We start from the raw sequence: 17,705 nt of genomic DNA, 5'->3' as shown, positions 1-17,705 counted from the left end.
ATATCCAATATTTACGATGATGACCCAATATCAAATTATGCGGTTTGATGGTCGTGACACTACAACTCTTGAGAAAGAGATGGAGGAGCAAGTCTCATTTTTCTTACACAAAATTACTAAGGAGTGAGGAGATGAAATGGTTTAGTACCAATTTCAAAGTTTCAGATAAGGCATAAGTGTGATTGAGCGCGTTAAGATCGGAGGGGCTAATGCAAAGCATCCTTATACAGACTGAAAAACCAGGTAGTCCGGTTGTGCTTTTAATTCATGGGGGTCATGATGGTATAGTTTAGATGTCCTCGCTCTGTCTGCATACTATTATCTTTTTTCAATCGCCATACGCAAGTTCGAGATGACTCCAATAAGCAATACTAACGAACAAACCATTTTTTCAAAAGGTGTTCCAAACAATTGTTGTATAAAACCCAAAGACCAAAGTACAACAAAAAACCAACATATAACGGTTATTCCTCTTTTGTATTTATATCGTTTAATTCTACCAACAATCAACGTAAAAACTACACCAATAATAGAAATAACGAAATTTACAATAGATATTGGTAGCTGTTCAGCGAATGATTCAGACCTTCCGCCATTAACCCATGTGAATGGAATACTTTTGCTTATAATAAGAATGTGGATTAAGATAGTCAGTGAGTAAAAAATAATACCCATAAATACAGCAGTTCTCATATTAATTTTCCTGAGTTTTTCTAACATGAAATCACCTCATATTTCTTCCTGTTTCAATATTATTAATCCAGCAATATACAAAGTTGGATTTTATAATTCATATATTCATTATACCCTTCGTTATCTGCTAAGAAATTAGTCTGGGGTTGGACTTAATGTCAATCGCAAGAATGAAAGAAAAAAGCGGCCTGTAGAGGACGCTTTTTTCTTTCATCATAAATATAAACAATATCACGAGTTTCCTATTAGCTATTACGTTAGCTGCATGTAGTAGAGATTAGACACGCTGTCTTTTGTAATCGTGTGAGCACCAGGTGAAAGTGATACGGTGACGATACCACCTGATATCGTATGACTTGTTCCATCTACTTTAATTTTCGTGCCATCTGCAGAATTAAGCACTAGCGTTAGCGTTGTGGAAGTAGTTGTCGTAAAGGTAATGCTGGTTGAGCTTTCAATTTTTAAGCACTGCGTAAGGGTCAGTCCGTTATAGGACACTGTACCTTTGCTAGTCGATAGATTACCTTGAATATTGAAGAAATTGCTCGTCGTTCCATCGGCCGTAAAGTTATGAACATATTGACCCGCTGTAGGCACAGGAGTTGTGGTCGGTACAGGAGTCGAGGTCGGTGTTGGAGTCGGAGATGCTGTTGGTGATGGTGTAGCTGAAGGAGTAGGGCTAGGTTGTGCTGGGCTAGAATTACCGCCTACAGAAACAAGCTGTGAGGTGTAGTTTATAATTTTATTCATTAGCGCTGCGTTAACGGCATAGGAGGTATCGTCGACGGCATTATTAAACTGCCACGTAAAGTCTCCCTTGTTCAAGCGTCCCGCCTTTGACGTAACGACTTGCACCACATTGCTTACTTGATCAATATTGGAGGATTGTACGCCCAGATCGACACTTGTATCAAAGTTGTTGTAGACGGTTCCGCCCTTCAATGCTTTGTAGGAGCTCGGAACGGTTTCATTTCTAGTTGAAGCGAGATAGGCATCAAAGGATGTGGCGTGTGCAGGAGCTGTTCCCGCATTGGCGTTTGCATAGATGAGACTTGTAGCACCGACAATGGTATTGTTGTAGGCTTTTATCATGCCACCGTTCTCACCTGAGAACGTACCTGCTCCTAATGTATCGGTTCCTTGCTGTGAGCTCATCATTGGGTATTTGGCATTTCTAAAGTAGTTAGATTCTACAAAAGCAGACCCACCTGTTGTAATTCCAACGCCGTATTTGGAAATACCATCAAAGTAGTTATTGTAAATATGGACGGAGGCTACTCTAATGCGTGGATGGCGAGAGTCCGAATGATCAAACCAGTTATGATGGAACGTAACAAAGAATTCAGAGGACTCACTGAGCCCGACAAGCGATGCTTTTCCTGAATCCCAGTAGTGATTGTAGGAGATGGTAATGTAGGTTGATCCTTTTTTCAGATCAGTGGAGCCGTCACCTTTTGCCTGATCTGCATCTCCGCCTGCCGCTCCATAGAAAATATCGTTATTGTGCACCCACACATTAACGTTACCTGTATCCATCGAGATCCCATCGTCAGGGAACATCATAAGGCCGAGATTTCTTACCTCGACATTGCCTACATATCTAAGCAATAATCCCCAGCCATAAGCGTAGGCATCATTTCCAATGCCTTCAATCGTCATATTCATCTCTGAATAATTGTTCTTACCTTTCACCTCAAGATAGCCACTGCTGTTCAGCTGTCCGCTCATATCACTTGCCGTCACTTTACCAATTACTCTAATGGCAAGCGGAGTAGTGTCATAGCCTTTTTGACGCAGCTTTAATATTTCTCCAATCCCAATACCGGTTTGTATTTGTCCAGAGCTGCTTGTCTTTACGTTAAGGGTAACTGTTCGAGCTGTCTCCGAAGTAATATAAAGCACCTGGGCGCCAGGCTTAAGTGTTCCGTTATTATTGTAAGCACCTGAGCCCGTACCGTATGTGGAATTACTCGAGAATGCGAATCCAGATCGGTCATGGGCGGCTACAGATAATGTACCCGATACTGCACTTGCGGTTGAACCACCAGACAGTCTAGCTTCCACCTTCATCACATATTGTCCAGCCGCAAGACCAACCGCGTCAGCTCTCCAATGATTAGGATACTTACGAATGAGTTCATTATCGAGTTGTTGGTATTGGGAATCAGAAGCATTGGCGGCTTTTACATATACGTTATATCCTACTGCATTGCTTACAGAAGCCCATTCGACATATGCAGCTTCATTCCAGCCACCGCTATTGATGATGGTTAGACTTGCGGCCTGTACAGACGTAACCGCTGCTGCAGCAATAAGTGTTAATGCAAGTGAGAGCACTAAAGCGATGCTGGTGACGCTTTTAATAGTTTTCTTCAATGAAATCCCTCCTGATTTTTAGATTAGGTATGACATTGAATCCATAGGGTAAGCAGCTCAGAAGCGAAGCTTAACATTACCTCCTTATATCATTGTTTTATTTACAAAAAATTTACATATTTAGCATATCAGTAGGTAATCTGATTCCGAAACAATCATTTGCTCATATCGTCAATAACGTCATATGTAAATAAATGCTCTGCAACTAATGAGGACCAGTTCTGAGCTAATGATTATTAATCAGGTGAAATGATACTCATAGTACAATCTATGCAATAAACAGCACCGTAAACGAGAAATATGATATGTTAGAGATGAGCTATGGTTAGCTAAATAATGGATATGGAGATTGATCATGAACTATCATTGCTTAATTGTAGATGACGAGTTGGAGCTAGCAGAAACGACTAGTGAATACTTTAATATGTTTGATGTAAAAACCTACTATGTTACCAGTGCGGAGGAGTGCTTGCAGTTTCTGGAGCAGCACAATACAGAGCTTATCCTGTTGGACATTAATCTAGGACAAAATTCAGGCTTTGACTTATGTAAGAAGCTAAGAGCAACGACGCAAATTCCGATTTTATTTATTAGCGCCAGATCGAGTGATGATGATGTGCTGATTGCGTTGAACATCGGAGGAGATGATTATATCCATAAGCCGTATACGCTTAGTATATTGCTCGCAAAAGTAAAAGCCGTTCTAAAGCGATATGGTGGTCAGCAGCAGCTTGAAACGTTAGCATTTGGTGACGTATATATTGATCGAGATAAAAATCGGGTGCGAGTAAAGGGCAAAGAGATATCGCTAAAAACGATGGAATTCAAGCTGCTTTGTTACTTGGCAGAAAATAAAAATCGTATCATCTCCAAGGATGAGCTCTTCCGCAAGGTTTGGGGAGACGTCATCACGGGAGATGGAACTTTGAATGTACATATTCGTCATTTGCGTGAAAAAATAGAGGAGAACCCTAATGAACCAATCTACATTAAAACGATTTGGGGCACAGGCTATATGCTCGAGGATCAACCGTTATGAGGATGAGAGGGCTAATACTTATTAGTGCTGCTATGCTCGTTGTCAGTATTACGATAACCATGCTGCTCTTGCAGAGAACAAACATGAGCAGTCAAGTGGACGTAGTGGCAATGAATGAAATTGTGAAATTGGTTGAACAGCATTGGTCAGATATTGAAGCGGGAAACTATAGTGAGAGCGATCTCGTTTTCTCAGTTGTAAATGACAAAGGTGAGCTCATCTACCAAAATAATGAGAATGCGGACTCTTCGATTAATGAAGCAATAAAAAACCGTAGTACCGTCATCGATGTCTCCATTATGCAAAAACATGTAGGGAAAGTGCTCATTCACAATAACTACGAAGCGGTTATTAACGATATTAAGCATCGGCTTGTTGTTGCACTTATTATTATTTTCATCGTAATTGCTATGTTTTTAATGGTTTATATTGTCTATATTCATCAAGTTATATTTAAGCCGTTTAAGCAGCTGCAGCATTTTGCTCAGCATATTGCTAGAGGGAATTTCGATATTCCGCTGCACATGATGAAAAACAATCCATTCGGTGCGTTTACAGAGAGCTTTGATATGATGAGGGATGAATTGGCAGCTGCAAAAGCTAGTGAATACGAAGCCAATCGCAGTAAGAAGGAGCTTGTCGCAAGCTTAAGTCATGACATTAAAACTCCTGTAGCATCGATTAAAGCGATTAGCGAGCTAATGCTGCTTCGTGCCGAAGATGAGAAGACGGTGAAACAATTAAATATGATCTATTCCAAGTCTGAGCAAATTAATCTACTCGTTACGGATATGTTCCATGCAACGTTGGAGGAATTGAATGAGCTGCAAGTTACATTATCTGAAGAGTTAAGCATCGTATTAACGCGTATGATCGATTCGGTTAATTACGATAACCGGATTATCTGTGGTGATATACCAGAGTGCCTGCTTCTAACCGATACGAATAGATTGCAGCAGGTTATTGATAATGTAGTTAGCAATGCGTATAAGTACTCGGATGGCAGCGTAGCTATTCAAGCCAAGCTGGTGAATGAATATCTTGAGCTTTCCATTACAGATGAAGGGAAGGGAATGAAAGAGGATGAAATCCCTCTCATCTTCCGGAAATTTTATCGTGGAAGTAATGCAGACGGTCAAAACGGATCGGGGCTGGGCTTATATATTTCAAAATATCTCATGAACAAAATGCAGGGTGATATTTACTGTTTTAATCATAACGATGGATTTACGGTTGTCCTGCAAATTAAGCTGGTATAGCTAGCGGGTTATCGATAATAGTTGAACAATTAAGAATCAGTTAAGGAATAGATAAAGATTCAATAATATCTTCTTTTGTATGATAGAGCTACCTTGATAAATAAATTAATGTTCGATACAAAAGGAAGGTGCAAGCATGTCTGACAGTTTAATCGTAACGGAAAAGCTTTGTAAAACCTACTCTAGTGGTGGTAATCAGCAGCATGTGTTGAAAAACCTAGATCTAACGCTGCAAAACGGTGATTTCACCGTTATTATGGGCGCTTCAGGCTCTGGGAAATCCACACTGCTTTATGCGTTAAGCGGTATGGATCAGCCAACGCTTGGAAGCATCATCGTGAACAATCAAAATATAAGCAAGCTGAATCAGGATCAGCTCGCATTATTTCGCAGAAAACATTGTGGATTTATTTTTCAGCATATTAATTTGTTGGATCATATGAGTGTCCTTGATAACATTCTAGCTAGTGGTTTGCTGGTAAGCAGAGATAAGAAGAATGTAGTAAAAAGGGCGAAGGAGCTACTATTAAAGGTAGGCTTGCTAGAAAAGGATTGGGGCAAGTTCCCTTCACAGCTTTCTGGAGGAGAGGCTCAGCGTGTGGGGATCGTGCGTGCACTTATTAACAGACCACAAATCGTATTTGCAGATGAGCCGACGGGCGCGCTTAACTCTTCTTCAAGTGATGCCGTGCTAGATATTTTAAGCAGCTTCAATGAACATGGGCAGAGTATTGTTATGGTTACACATGATTTGAAAACAGCTCTTCGTGGTAATCGAGTGCTCTATTTACGGGATGGCGTTATATGTGGAGACTTATCACTGGACTCCTACTATAATAACAACCGCGAACAACGACAGCACCAGCTCCAAGCTTTTCTCAATGAGATGGGGTGGTAGTATGAAGCTGTGGAATCTTGCTCTATCTAATATGAAGGGCTCTAGAAGCTCGATTATATCTTTATTTTTCATGATTATGATAGCAAGCATTTTGCTGAATGTCAGCCTAACGATAGCTATAAAAATGAATACATTTTTTGATAACAAATTCGAGCAATTGCAGGAGCCTAACATTAACCTTTTACTTGATCGCTCCGATGAACAGCAAGTCTACTATGATTACATTAAGCAAGACCCTCGAGTAGCCGCTTCGGAAAGAGAGGCTGTCATTTGGGCCGCAGGAAGGTTTTCCTATGGTGAGAATGATATGAGCATTGGTATAGCTGTGCAGCAAGCCGAACAGGATAGACAGCTTTCTCCAATAAAGCTGGTCGAGCAGTCATCAGAGCCAGAGGTTACAAATGGGATTTATGTTCCATATGACTTTAAGCTGAATGCGGGGTATCAGCTAGGGGATTCCTTTACCTTGCATATTGACGATCAGTCATTCCACTACACGATTGCCGGTTTCTTTGAAAGTGCAATGATGGGGATGCATAATACCGGAATATTAAAGTTTTATTTGCCAGAGGAACAATTCATTAAACTAGAGGAGCATACTGCCGATCATGGCGTTCTATATTCAATTAAGCTTCAGGATAGTGGACAGATCACCGGTTTTCTGAACGACTTTACTGGGGAATTTCCAGATCCTCCTGGGAGAAGTGCGTCAGCTCCATTATTTACAACGCTAGATAGTGACATTGTAAAGAGTGTGGGATCTATGACCATCAACATCATTACGATGATTCTTATGGCATTTGCTCTAGTTATTATTGCTGTCGCATTAATCGTCATTCAATTTAGAGTGAGCAATCATATTACAGAAGGCATGAATAATATTGGGGTTCTTAAGGCGCTAGGATATACAAGCTATCAAGTCATGTTATCGATCTTATTGCAATTCGTCATCATCACTTTAAGTGCAGGTGTGTTAGGAGCAGCTATATCTTATCTCGTTCTACCTGTATTCGGTAGTGTTGTGACGACACTATCTGGCTTGTTATGGAGTAAAAGCTTTTTACCACTCATTAATCTCATAAGCATTGCGCTAATTCTACTATTAATCGTGCTTGTGGTAGTTATGTCTTCACTACGTATTTTCAGACTACCTCCTGTCGTCGCGTTAAGAGGGGGAATTATTACTCATAACTTCAAGAAAAATAGATTTCCGCTCGATAAAGCGAAAGGCCCTCTTCAATTGCTACTAGCCTGTAAGACGACCCTTACGAATATGAAGCAAAATTTAATGATATCTGTTATCGTAACAGCTATTACCTTTGCATCCGTATTCTCGGTTGTGCTTTATTACAATATTGGAAAAGACAAAACAGCTTTTATCCATCTTGTTGGTGCAGAAACCTCAAATATTATGCTGCAAATTACAGATGCAGCCGATTATGAGCAAATCCTGACGAGCTTGGAACAGATGGAGCATATGACTAAAGTTGCCGTACTGGATATGACCAGCATGAAGGTAGATGGCCAATCGTTCTATATGAATATGTCCGATGACTACAGTAAATTGAATAATCAATTGGTCTATGAAGGGAGATATCCGAAGTATGATAACGAAATTGCTGTGTCATGGGTTGTGGCCAGCGCGCTAAATAAAACGATTGGTGATATGGTCGAGGTTGAGGCAGGGGAGCTGAAGTCCAATTATCTGATTACAGGTTTGAGTCAGTCCATTAGTAATCTCGGTCAGATGACGTATATAACGGTGAGTGGGGCCAAGCAGGTGCTGCCACATTATGAGGGGACATTGTTAAACCTGTATATAGAAGGTGTTGATAATACGAGCTTTATTCAACAACTAAAAGCTCAGTTTGGACATGACATTACCAATATTATTGATGTTACAGATACGATCCAAAGTCAGAGTAAAATCTATACTTCAGCGGTGTTTACGGTCATGGTTACCGTATTGGTGATCACCTTTCTAGTTGTTGTGTTAATTCTGTACCTTGTTATTAAGAAAATGATCCTGCAGCGTAAAAAAGAGCTAGGCGTTCTAAGGTCATTAGGATATACGACCTTTCAGCTAATGTCGCAAATATCATTGAGCTTTTTGCCGGTCGTTGTACTATCTGTGCTGTTAGGTGGGGGCTTGGGCGCTATATATACTAATCCATTGTTGTCCGTGCTGCTAACCGGTGCAGGGGTTCGAAATGTGCAATTTATTATAAACATACCGCTTATTCTGTTCGTTTGCATCGCTCTTATCCTGTTGTCCTATGTCATATCCTTCCTTGTCTCTTATGGAATAAAAAAGATAACGACACGCCGTTTAATGATAGAGGAGTAAATGAGTATGCAATAAATGAGTAATGTTCAAATCAATAAGTGATGGTTCATGAACTGTTCCAATCAACGATGGGCGATAGCATTAGCATTAACCCATCGTTGATTTTTATTTGAAGCAAATGTCTCTGTACTTTCTTAGCTCCGCTTGAGATCCTCTGTTGCTAATGGTAAGAAAGCATACTCCCCGTTGCGAATGATTTCACCTTTTGTTACGTTGATTCTTTGTTTGAATAGAGGGCCGTCAATGACAGTCGTATGGAACTCACCGCCTTCGCCGCATGGGTCGATCCCGCGTACAATAAGCTCATCCACATAATCAAGGGTCAGTATACGCCCAAGATCCTCCTCTTTCATACCTAATGACAAATTAACCGTGACAATGATCGTGATGAATCCAAGCCGGATAAACTCTTCAACAGCATCTCGATGATTCATCTCCCATAGAGGCATGGCGAGCTTTAACCCAGCTATTTTTGTTACTTTATCGTGCCAACAGCCGTGAGCAGGCATGTCCAAGTCTCCCGTTACTAACACTTCGGCACCTTGAAGCTTAGCTGTTTCTAGCATGCGTATAAATTTTTCTTCGTAATCTTGCCAGCTAGAAGCCGTGGTATGTAGTGGTAAGCCTATAGAATCAGCTTGCGCTTGCAATAGCTCGGGAGGCATGCCATGAGATCTGGAGCGTGTTCCCTCTTCCTCCAGCATAGCGATAAGCCCAATGGCTTCCCCAGTCTTCATTGCTTTATATAAGGCAAGGGTACTATCCTTACCTCCGCTAAAGGAAGCTATAAATTTGTATCCGGTAGCACCTGTTTTCCAATTTGGATGAGTGGACATTTCTTTCATACCCCTTTATTCAATATGACCTTATATTATCATGCTTCTGAATATGCCGTCCCCGTCCTGGTTGCATTAACGGAAAAAAAAGTGGATAAGTTTAGCGATAATAGCTCTAGAATTATTCCGGTTTTTAACATATAACCTAACGATATCATCAGATTCTAAAAGAGTATTCGACAATTTTTGCAACAATATTTAAATTTTATACGTTAGTGATACATGAAACGACAACTATGAGATAAGGGAGTATGACAACTATGAAAAAAAGAGCAATCGCATTTGTATTAGTCATTGCTATGGGACTTGCACTAACAGCCTGCGCTGGTAATGACAACAAGGAAAAGCCTGAATCCACGCCACCAACCGAGCAAGGTTCAAACAATAACTCGAATAATGATGCGGCTGGTGAGCAAAATAAACCAACTGAAGATGCTGGCAACGATCAGACAGGAAGCGAAGAAGAACTAAATGAAGTCAACGGTTCAAGTACTCCTGCAGAAATGATGGATGCTATTCTTGCAGCTGTAGAGGAGCCATCACAATTAGATATGAATGCTGAGATGATCAAGGATATGTATCATTTCGACCCTGCTTTGGCAGAGCAATTCGTCGTCAAAATGCCAATGATGAATATAAAAACGAATGAGATTGCTATTTTTAAGCTTAAAGATGCAGCTTCAATGCCTACAATTGAAGAAGGCATAAAGCAACGTGCGACAGATGTTCAGAAACAATTTGAAACCTATCTGCCGGATCAATATGAAAATGCTAAAAACTACAAAATTGTTACACAAGGCAATTATGTGCTTTTCGTAATATCTGAAAATGCTGATGATATTGTTGAACAGTTCAATAGCTTTTTTGCTTCATAATATTGAACCTTTCTAATTTTTATTTAGGAAAAGATGGAGGCCAGTATGGTCTTTAGCAGCTTATTATTTTTATTTCTCTATTTACCTATTTTGCTGTTCATTTATTATGTTTCTCCTAAACGCCTGAAAAACGTGGTACTACTAGTAGCTAGCCTCGTCTTTTACGCTTGGGGGGAGCCTGTCTACATTGTGCTCATGATTTTTGCAACGATAGGAGATTATGTTTTCGGCTTACTACTTAGCAGTCCAACGTACGGTGCTATGAAAAGAAAGCTTATAGTCGTTGCATCGGTTGCAATTAATGTTAGCGTGCTTGGTTTTTTCAAGTACGCTGATTTTTTAATTATTAATATAAATACAGCATGGGGTACATCTATTCCATTGCTTGAATTACCGCTGCCCATCGGTATTTCCTTCTATACGTTCCAATCGATTTCTTACATTATCGATGTGTATCGAAGAGATGTTGAGGCTCAGCGTAATTGGATTGACTTTGCAGCCTATATCTCACTATTTCCGCAGCTTGTTGCAGGCCCAATTGTTCAGTATTCAACGATTGCTGAGCAATTGCTCAGCCGAACGGTTGGTCATGCGATGTTTGCTGAAGGCGTAAGGCGCTTCATTATTGGTCTTGCGAAAAAAGTACTGCTTGCTAACAATATCGGTATCATTTGGAACCAAATTTCAGCACAGCCAGTTGAATCACTCTCGATGCTCATGGCATGGCTCGGTATTATAGCTTTTGCCTTTCAAATTTATTTTGATTTTAGCGGCTATTCAGATATGGCTATCGGACTTGGTTTAATGCTTGGCTTTCGATTCAATGAGAATTTCAACTTTCCTTACATTTCACGGAGCATAACCGAGTTTTGGCGTCGTTGGCATATATCGCTAGGGTCATGGTTTCGCCAATATGTCTACATTCCACTTGGAGGCAATAGGCAAGGGCGACTCAAGCAATTACGGAACATAGCAATGGTTTGGATGCTTACAGGAATTTGGCATGGAGCAAGCTGGAACTTTCTGATTTGGGGCGTTTATTTCGGCATTATTCTGATGCTAGAGAAGTGGTTTATGTTGCGTATGCTTGATCGTTTACCGGCTTGGATGAGTCATGGCTACGCTATACTTTTCATTCTGCTTGGTTGGGTTATATTCGCAGTTGAATCCATACCACAGATGGCCGGCTACTTCAGAGCTATGTTCGGTGGGAATAGTATGCCAGCTTGGAATGAACCGTTTCTATACGTGCTATATACAAACGGTATATTGCTGTTAATCCTTATCTTGGCATCGATGCCGCTCAGTAAGAGCCGTCTCATAGCATCACATTCCAGTTCGCTCGTATTTCAATCTGTCTCGTTCATTTGGCACATCATCTTGCTGCTTGTATCGATTGCTTATTTGGTCGATGCATCGTTTAATCCGTTTCTATATTTCAGGTTTTAATGTATTCGCCACAATCGTGTATTAAGGAGGAGCCGCTCATCATGTCATCACATTCATCAACGATAAGCAAATGGTATACGTGGAGCTTTATTACTATTTTGAGCGGCTTATTCCTTCTGTTTATACTGCTGCCCAAAAGCTATTATTCGGAGTTGGAAAATCGAAAATTACAAGGTGTTCCGCAATTTACTTGGATGAAGCTGTTCGAGGGTCAATTCACCAAAGATGCCGAGACTTACATTACCGATCATTTTCCTTATCGGGATCAATGGGTGGTTAGTAAATCTATATTAGAGCGGCTTAGGCTGCAGCAAGAGAACAATGGCATATACCGCGGTAAGGATGGCTATCTCTTTGAAAAATTAGAGGCCCCCGATTATGATAAGCTTGAGCAGTATACGAATGCAGTGAATGAGTTTGCAAAGCGTCATCACGATAAGAACATTACTTTTTTGCTAGCTCCTACTTCTATCGGGCTCTATCAAAATAAACTTCCTTGGCTTGCACAGTCCTACTCACAGCAGCTCATCCATCAATTTATTGCTGAGCAGGTAGCTGCTAATATGACATGGATTGATGGCTATACTTTTCTAGAGCCGATGAAAAACAGCAGTAAACCGATTTTTTATAAAACCGATCATCATTGGACTAGCTATGGTGCTTATTTAGCTTATGAAGCCTATGCTAAGCAGCAGGGATGGCATGCAGCTACAGAGGAGGATTTCACAATAACAACCGTATCTGATAGCTTTCTTGGAAGCTATCATACAAGAAGCTTATTTAGCGGGATAAAGCCAGACTCCATTGAAATCTATACGCCGGTTAAACCTGTCAGCTCAGAGCTATATATTGCGGATACGAACACGACGAGTCATTCGCTATATGATCCTACTTATTTAACTAAAAAGGATCAATATTCATATTTTCAAGGCGGTGTCCATGCGTTGATGCAAATTGTTACGGAGCTAAACGCTAAACAGGTTGATTTAGATAAGCTCTTAATAATTAAAGATTCTTACGCTCACAGCGTGCTTCCATTCCTCGTTTCTCATGTCAAGGAGCTGCATGTTATCGATATTCGTTATTACAATGGCAGCATCGACAGTTATATGGAGGAGCATCAGATTAACGATGCACTATTATTATTCAATAGTTCGACATTCAAAACTGAACAAAATATATTAAAGCTCAAATACTAATTGTCGTTTATTCCCTGATTGCTGCTTATCGTGAGCTCCAAATGGAAAATAATTCTTAAAATACAGTAGACAGTGTATTCGATCTATGATAAATTTATCTTAAATTTAAGATTAATTACTTCATCAGAGCAAGAAGAGCTAGATGATTTTTTTTCAAACACATATCTCAATTTAGAGATAATAACGAATTGGAGGAATTTATAATGGCTAAATGGGTAGTAGATCAATCGCATTCATCTGTAGGTTTTGAAGTGAAGCATATGATGGTTTCTAAGGTGAGAGGAAAGTTCAATGCATATTCTGCAGATATTGAGGCAGCAGATCTTGCTGATCTAACGACAGCAACGATTGCCTTTTCATTCGATGTAGCAAGCATCGATACAAGCAGTGAGGATCGCGATAATCATTTGAAATCCGCTGATTTTTTTGATGTAGAGAACAATCCTACGATTGACTTCAAGTCAACAAGCATTACGAAAGACGGCGACGACTATGAAGTAACTGGCGATTTGACAATTAAAGGCGTAACGAAATCCATTACGTTTGAAGTGGAATACGGTGGCAAAGGTAAAAATCCTTGGGGCGTTGAAGTATACGGCTTTGAAGCAGAGGCTAAGCTGAACCGTGAAGAGTTTGGTTTGACTTGGAACGCAGCGCTTGAAACTGGCGGTGTGCTCGTAGGTAAGGATATTAAAATTAAAGTTGAATTGGAAATCAATCCAGCGGCATAATAATACAAAGGTTATCGGCATGCTGCCTGCTCTATAGTTGGAGCGGGCAGCATGCTGTAATCGTATATAATAAAGTGACATTATTTTTGGGTGATTATCTTAATATTAAGATAATTTATGGAGGTTATGAGCATGCTTCAAATTGCTGGACATCATCACATTTCGATGATTACAAAAAATGCACAGCAAAATCATCGTTTCTATAATGAAATATTAGGCATGCGGCGAGTGAAAAAGACAGTCAACCAAGACGATCCTAGCATGTATCACTTATTTTATGGTGATATGACGGGAAGTCCAGGGACAGAGCTAACGTTTTTTGAGCTTCCATCAGTCGGCAGAACACATCGTGGCACGAACGCCATTACGCGTATCGGATTATTCGTTCCTTCGGTGGAAAGTCTTCATTATTGGAGAGAGCGATTTTCCAAGTATGGTGTGTCCCATGGTGAGCTGACAACCTATATCGGTCGTGCTGCACTGCATGTTGAGGATGTGGATGGACTTAGACTGGTGCTGCTGCATGTGAGTGGCGATGAAGTGCCGGATTACTGGACGGCATGGGAGGGTTCAACGGTTCCTAAGGAGCACCAAATATTAGGGATGGGTGCTGTGGAGATGACGGTCGAATCAGCGGCTAGCTTAGCTCATACGTTAGAGCATATCTTCGGTTACGCTTTGGCAGGAGAAACAGAGCAAGGACTACTTTACCAGTCCGTAGAAGGAAAAGCATACGGTGAAATTGTTATCGTCGAGCAGCAAGGGCCGAAGGAGAGAGCTGGGAGAGGCAGCGTTCATCATCTGGCGATACGAGTGAAGAATGGCGAGCAGCTGCGTCAATGGTATGATCGCATTAATGAGCATGGCTTTCACGTCATGAAAATTACCGATCGATATTATTTTGAAAGCTTGTACTTCCGAGAGCATAATGGAATTGTATTCGAGCTAGCAACGGATGGTCCGGGCTTAACGGTAGATACATCGATAGAGGAGCTAGGTCAAAGGCTTGATCTACCGCCATTTTTGGAAGGTAGACGTGCGGAGATTGAAGCGATGCTTACGCCAATTGAATAATTCATCGTAAGTCCATTGTAAAGTATCGTAAAGACCATAATAAAAGTTCATAGAAAGCGGCTAGTCGGTTATGTCCGATTAGCCGCTTTTTATATCGTACAAGTCGATTCGTTCCACATGCTGAATCGGTATGATTGGCGTGATTCGTATTCATAAGTTGGTTATAATGAAAGGAGAACAGGAGGGGGATCGTATGAAGAAAAATCAATTAGGTCGCTCAGAGCTTATGGTGAGCGAGATTGGATTAGGCTGCATGTCATTAGGCACAGAGGAAGCGCCTGCTACGCGTATCATTCATGAAGCAATTGAGCTTGGCGTCAACTTTATTGATACGGCTGACTTATATGATGCGGGTCGTAATGAAGAGCTTGTTGGAAAAGCTATTGCAGGCAAGCGTGATCAAGTGATTCTAGCTACGAAGGTTGGGAATCGACGCATTCCAGGGCAAGACGGATGGGTGTGGGATGCCTCTAAGGAATACATATTACGTGCAGTGAAGCAAAGCTTGCAGCGTCTCGGCACAGACTATATTGATCTCTACCAGCTGCATGGCGGAATGATCGAGGATAACATAGAGGAAGCGATTGAAGCGTTCGAGCAGCTCAAGCAAGAAGGTGTGATTCGAGCATATGGAATTTCCTCCATTCGTCCGAATGTAATACGAGAATATGTAGCTCGTTCCTCTATCGCGAGTGTCATGAACCAGTACAGCATCGTGGATCGTAGAGCAGAGGAGGAGGTACTTCCACTGCTACAAAAATCCGAAATTAGTGTCATTGCACGCGGGCCGTTAGCAAGTGGTGCTTTAGCAACTGGTCGTGAGCCAGTAAAAGGTGTGTTAGGCTATGAGCTGGAGGAGCTTCGTGAGCTGCGCAGCCAGCTGCAAAACATTGATCCGAATTTAACGCAGCTTGCGATTCGATACTCACTTAGTCATCCAGCAGTTGCCGTTGCGATTCCTGGGGCTAGAACGCTGGAGCAGCTAAAGCAGAATATAGCAGCTGCCGATATGCCAGCATTGACTAGCGAGCAGATTGACCGCATTCGCGCCATTAGCAAAGCGAATGTATACACAGCTCATCGCTAAGGTAGTTAAACGATAAGCTATCAAGCAGAAGCGCATCATCTCTAAACTAGAGTGATGCTAATAGGCGAAAAAAATGAATAAAACAGCTTATGAACAGCAACATATGGTGACGTCCTATCGTTAGGTAAGCAATACAATCTAACGATAGGAAGTGTGAGTGATATGAGCATGAAAAGCTGGATAGCAATCCTATCAATGCTCGTCATACTAATGGCTTGCTCTGCATGCGCTGGTAAAGGCAATGACACGGCTGGAAACGTGGCACAAAACCAATCTAATAAGCATGAGGAGCAAGTGGATGGAGCAGGCAATGAACAGATCAATGGTGAGGGCAATGACCAAATCGCAGTTGAGGGCATAGACCAGAACATTGGTGGGAGTGTTGACTCAACCGACGATCATACTGATAGCGAGCATGATGGGCTGACGAATGATCAGCCAAATCCATCACCTGCCACTCAGGGCGAATTGGTGCCGCTTGAACATCAATATGCCATCGTTTATGAGGACCATGTCATTCCACTTAAAGCATTGGACGATGAAGTTGATCTCGAGTCGATATTTGGTGCGCCGATGTCAACAAATGTACAGGAAGTAAAGGGCGACACACTAACAGGATCATTGCAGAAGACGATTATATATGAAGGTCTACAGCTCGAGCTGTTCTCGCCTAAGCAAAACCGTGAGCAGTTTTGGATAATGTCCATCTCATTAACAGCAAGTGGTTATCCCACCACTAAAGGCATTGAGGTCGGCAGCTCGTTAGATGAGGCGCTTATCGCATATCCAGAGCTTGTTCTAAGTAATGATGGCAGAAGTAAGGAGAATAATGGAGCGTATATTGTTCAGGACCCGATGGAATACAACTTTATGGAGCTGGAAGTGAAGGATGGCATAATTGAAAAGATAGAGATATACCATCTCATTCCTTAAAGGCATGAGGGACTAAATTAGCTCGCATAAAAAGTCGACTGCATTGCTGCAGTCGACTTTTTTGTGCTCGATATCTCGGAGCCATATTGAAGAGGCAATCTTAGTATTTATACGATTGACCACCATCGATAGGAATAACTGTCGCATTAATAAAGGAAGCTTGATCCGATAATAGAAAGGCAACGAGATTAGCTACTTCCACTGGTTTACCAAAGCGCTTCATCGGATTGCTTGAAACAAACTGCTTACCTGCTTCTTCCCAGTTCACGGGATCTATTTGCTTTAATGAATTTTCCACCATTGGCGTCATAATTGCCCCTGGCGCAATGGCATTGACAGTTATTCCAAACTCCCCATACTCAATGCCCGAGTTGCGAGTTAAGCCTACTACGCCGTGCTTACTTGCTGCATAGCCAGATTGATTGCCCACTCCACGGATGCCTCCTACAGAAGCCGTATTTACAATCGCACCGGAGCCTTGCTTTTTCATCACTTCAAGCACGTATTTTAGCCCGTAAAAAACACCGTTTAGATTAATATTGACAACTTTACGGAACTCTTCAATGCCATAATCCTCGGTTAGATTTTGCTTGCCTTCAATGCCTGCATTGTTGAAAAAGCCATCAATACGACCGAATTTCTGAACCGTCTGATTAACAAAGTCTTGAACCGCTTGTTCATTAGAAACATCTGCGGTAATTAACAGTACTTCAGCCTGCGGTGCAGCCTGCTCGATTAATTTCTTGGAAGCCTCTAAACCCTCCTGACTGAGGTCGACTAAGGTAAGCTTCGCTCCCTCCTTAGCTAACTGCACAGCAGAGGCTTGACCAAGTCCAGATCCCCCGCCAGTAATTAATACAACCTTACCCTCAAAACGATGACTCATCGTATGTATCGCTCCTTAGTTTT

Annotated in this window: 15 protein-coding genes; 11 read left to right on the top strand and 4 right to left on the bottom strand. The window is 41.4% G+C overall.

The features are described 5' to 3' along the window. Nucleotides 1-318 precede the first annotated feature (318 nt). Nucleotides 319-720, bottom strand: a complete 402-nt coding sequence (locus tag M3180_RS15895; RefSeq protein ID WP_251669294.1) for a hypothetical protein — start codon at nucleotides 718-720, stop codon at nucleotides 319-321. Nucleotides 721-945: 225 nt separating this feature from the next. Next, entirely contained in the window at nucleotides 946-3,069 is a 2,124-nt protein-coding gene (locus M3180_RS15890) for a pectate lyase family protein (RefSeq protein ID WP_251669293.1), read from the bottom strand. A 355-nt stretch (nucleotides 3,070-3,424) separates the two neighbouring features. Here M3180_RS15890 and M3180_RS15885 point away from each other — a divergent pair, with 355 nt between their 5' ends. The 4 genes from M3180_RS15885 (at nucleotide 3,425) to M3180_RS15870 (ending at nucleotide 8,612) form a co-directional block, all read left to right on the top strand. Beyond that, nucleotides 3,425-4,108, top strand: a complete 684-nt coding sequence (locus tag M3180_RS15885) for a response regulator transcription factor (protein WP_251669292.1) — start codon at nucleotides 3,425-3,427, stop codon at nucleotides 4,106-4,108. After that, entirely contained in the window at nucleotides 4,105-5,367 is a 1,263-nt protein-coding gene (locus M3180_RS15880) for a sensor histidine kinase (protein ID WP_251669291.1), read from the top strand. Before M3180_RS15885 ends, M3180_RS15880 begins: the two co-directional genes overlap by 4 nt. A 136-nt stretch (nucleotides 5,368-5,503) precedes the next feature. Further along, nucleotides 5,504-6,265, top strand: coding sequence for an ABC transporter ATP-binding protein (locus tag M3180_RS15875; protein WP_251669290.1), 762 nt, complete (start codon nucleotides 5,504-5,506; stop codon nucleotides 6,263-6,265). A 1-nt stretch (nucleotide 6,266) separates the two neighbouring features. Continuing rightward, entirely contained in the window at nucleotides 6,267-8,612 is a 2,346-nt protein-coding gene (locus tag M3180_RS15870; protein ID WP_251669288.1) for an ABC transporter permease, read from the top strand. 134 nt (nucleotides 8,613-8,746) lie between these two features. On the opposite strand, the gene M3180_RS15865 is transcribed toward M3180_RS15870, so the two are convergent. After that, a complete protein-coding gene (locus tag M3180_RS15865) occupies nucleotides 8,747-9,448 on the bottom strand; it encodes a Dph6-related ATP pyrophosphatase (protein ID WP_251669287.1) in 702 nt (233 codons plus the stop codon). 260 nt (nucleotides 9,449-9,708) lie between these two features. On the opposite strand from M3180_RS15865, the gene M3180_RS15860 reads away from it, so the two are divergent. From M3180_RS15860 to M3180_RS15830, 7 genes are all read left to right on the top strand, one after another. Beyond that, nucleotides 9,709-10,323, top strand: coding sequence for a DUF4358 domain-containing protein (locus tag M3180_RS15860; RefSeq protein WP_251669285.1), 615 nt, complete (start codon nucleotides 9,709-9,711; stop codon nucleotides 10,321-10,323). Between the two features lie 45 nt (nucleotides 10,324-10,368). Beyond that, nucleotides 10,369-11,772, top strand: a complete 1,404-nt coding sequence (locus M3180_RS15855) for an MBOAT family O-acyltransferase (RefSeq protein ID WP_251669283.1) — start codon at nucleotides 10,369-10,371, stop codon at nucleotides 11,770-11,772. Between the two features lie 41 nt (nucleotides 11,773-11,813). Beyond that, a complete protein-coding gene (locus M3180_RS15850; RefSeq protein WP_251669281.1) occupies nucleotides 11,814-12,971 on the top strand; it encodes a DHHW family protein in 1,158 nt (385 codons plus the stop codon). A 203-nt stretch (nucleotides 12,972-13,174) separates the two neighbouring features. Next, nucleotides 13,175-13,702: a YceI family protein gene (locus M3180_RS15845; RefSeq protein ID WP_251669280.1), complete on the top strand. Its 528-nt coding sequence runs from the start codon at nucleotides 13,175-13,177 to the stop codon at nucleotides 13,700-13,702. A gap of 132 nt (nucleotides 13,703-13,834) precedes the next feature. Continuing rightward, nucleotides 13,835-14,776, top strand: coding sequence for a ring-cleaving dioxygenase (locus tag M3180_RS15840; protein ID WP_251669278.1), 942 nt, complete (start codon nucleotides 13,835-13,837; stop codon nucleotides 14,774-14,776). A 193-nt stretch (nucleotides 14,777-14,969) separates the two neighbouring features. Continuing rightward, a complete protein-coding gene (locus M3180_RS15835) occupies nucleotides 14,970-15,863 on the top strand; it encodes an aldo/keto reductase (protein WP_251669277.1) in 894 nt (297 codons plus the stop codon). 162 nt (nucleotides 15,864-16,025) lie between these two features. Then, the gene (locus M3180_RS15830) at nucleotides 16,026-16,796 is read left to right on the top strand and encodes a hypothetical protein (RefSeq protein ID WP_251669275.1); all 771 of its coding nucleotides are present in this window, start codon (nucleotides 16,026-16,028) and stop codon (nucleotides 16,794-16,796) included. Nucleotides 16,797-16,896: 100 nt separating this feature from the next. On the opposite strand, the gene M3180_RS15825 is transcribed toward M3180_RS15830, so the two are convergent. After that, nucleotides 16,897-17,682 carry a glucose 1-dehydrogenase gene (locus tag M3180_RS15825; RefSeq protein WP_251669273.1) on the bottom strand — a complete coding sequence of 262 codons (786 nt, stop codon included), beginning with the start codon at nucleotides 17,680-17,682 and terminating at the stop codon, nucleotides 16,897-16,899. Nucleotides 17,683-17,705: the final 23 nt, after the last annotated feature.

The sequence above is a fragment of the Paenibacillus camelliae genome (assembly GCF_023715345.1).
Taxonomy (GTDB): Bacteria; Bacillota; Bacilli; order Paenibacillales; family Paenibacillaceae; genus Pristimantibacillus; species Pristimantibacillus camelliae.
Note: the sequence above shows the minus strand (reverse complement) of the source record. Positions and strands in the feature narration are given on the sequence as shown.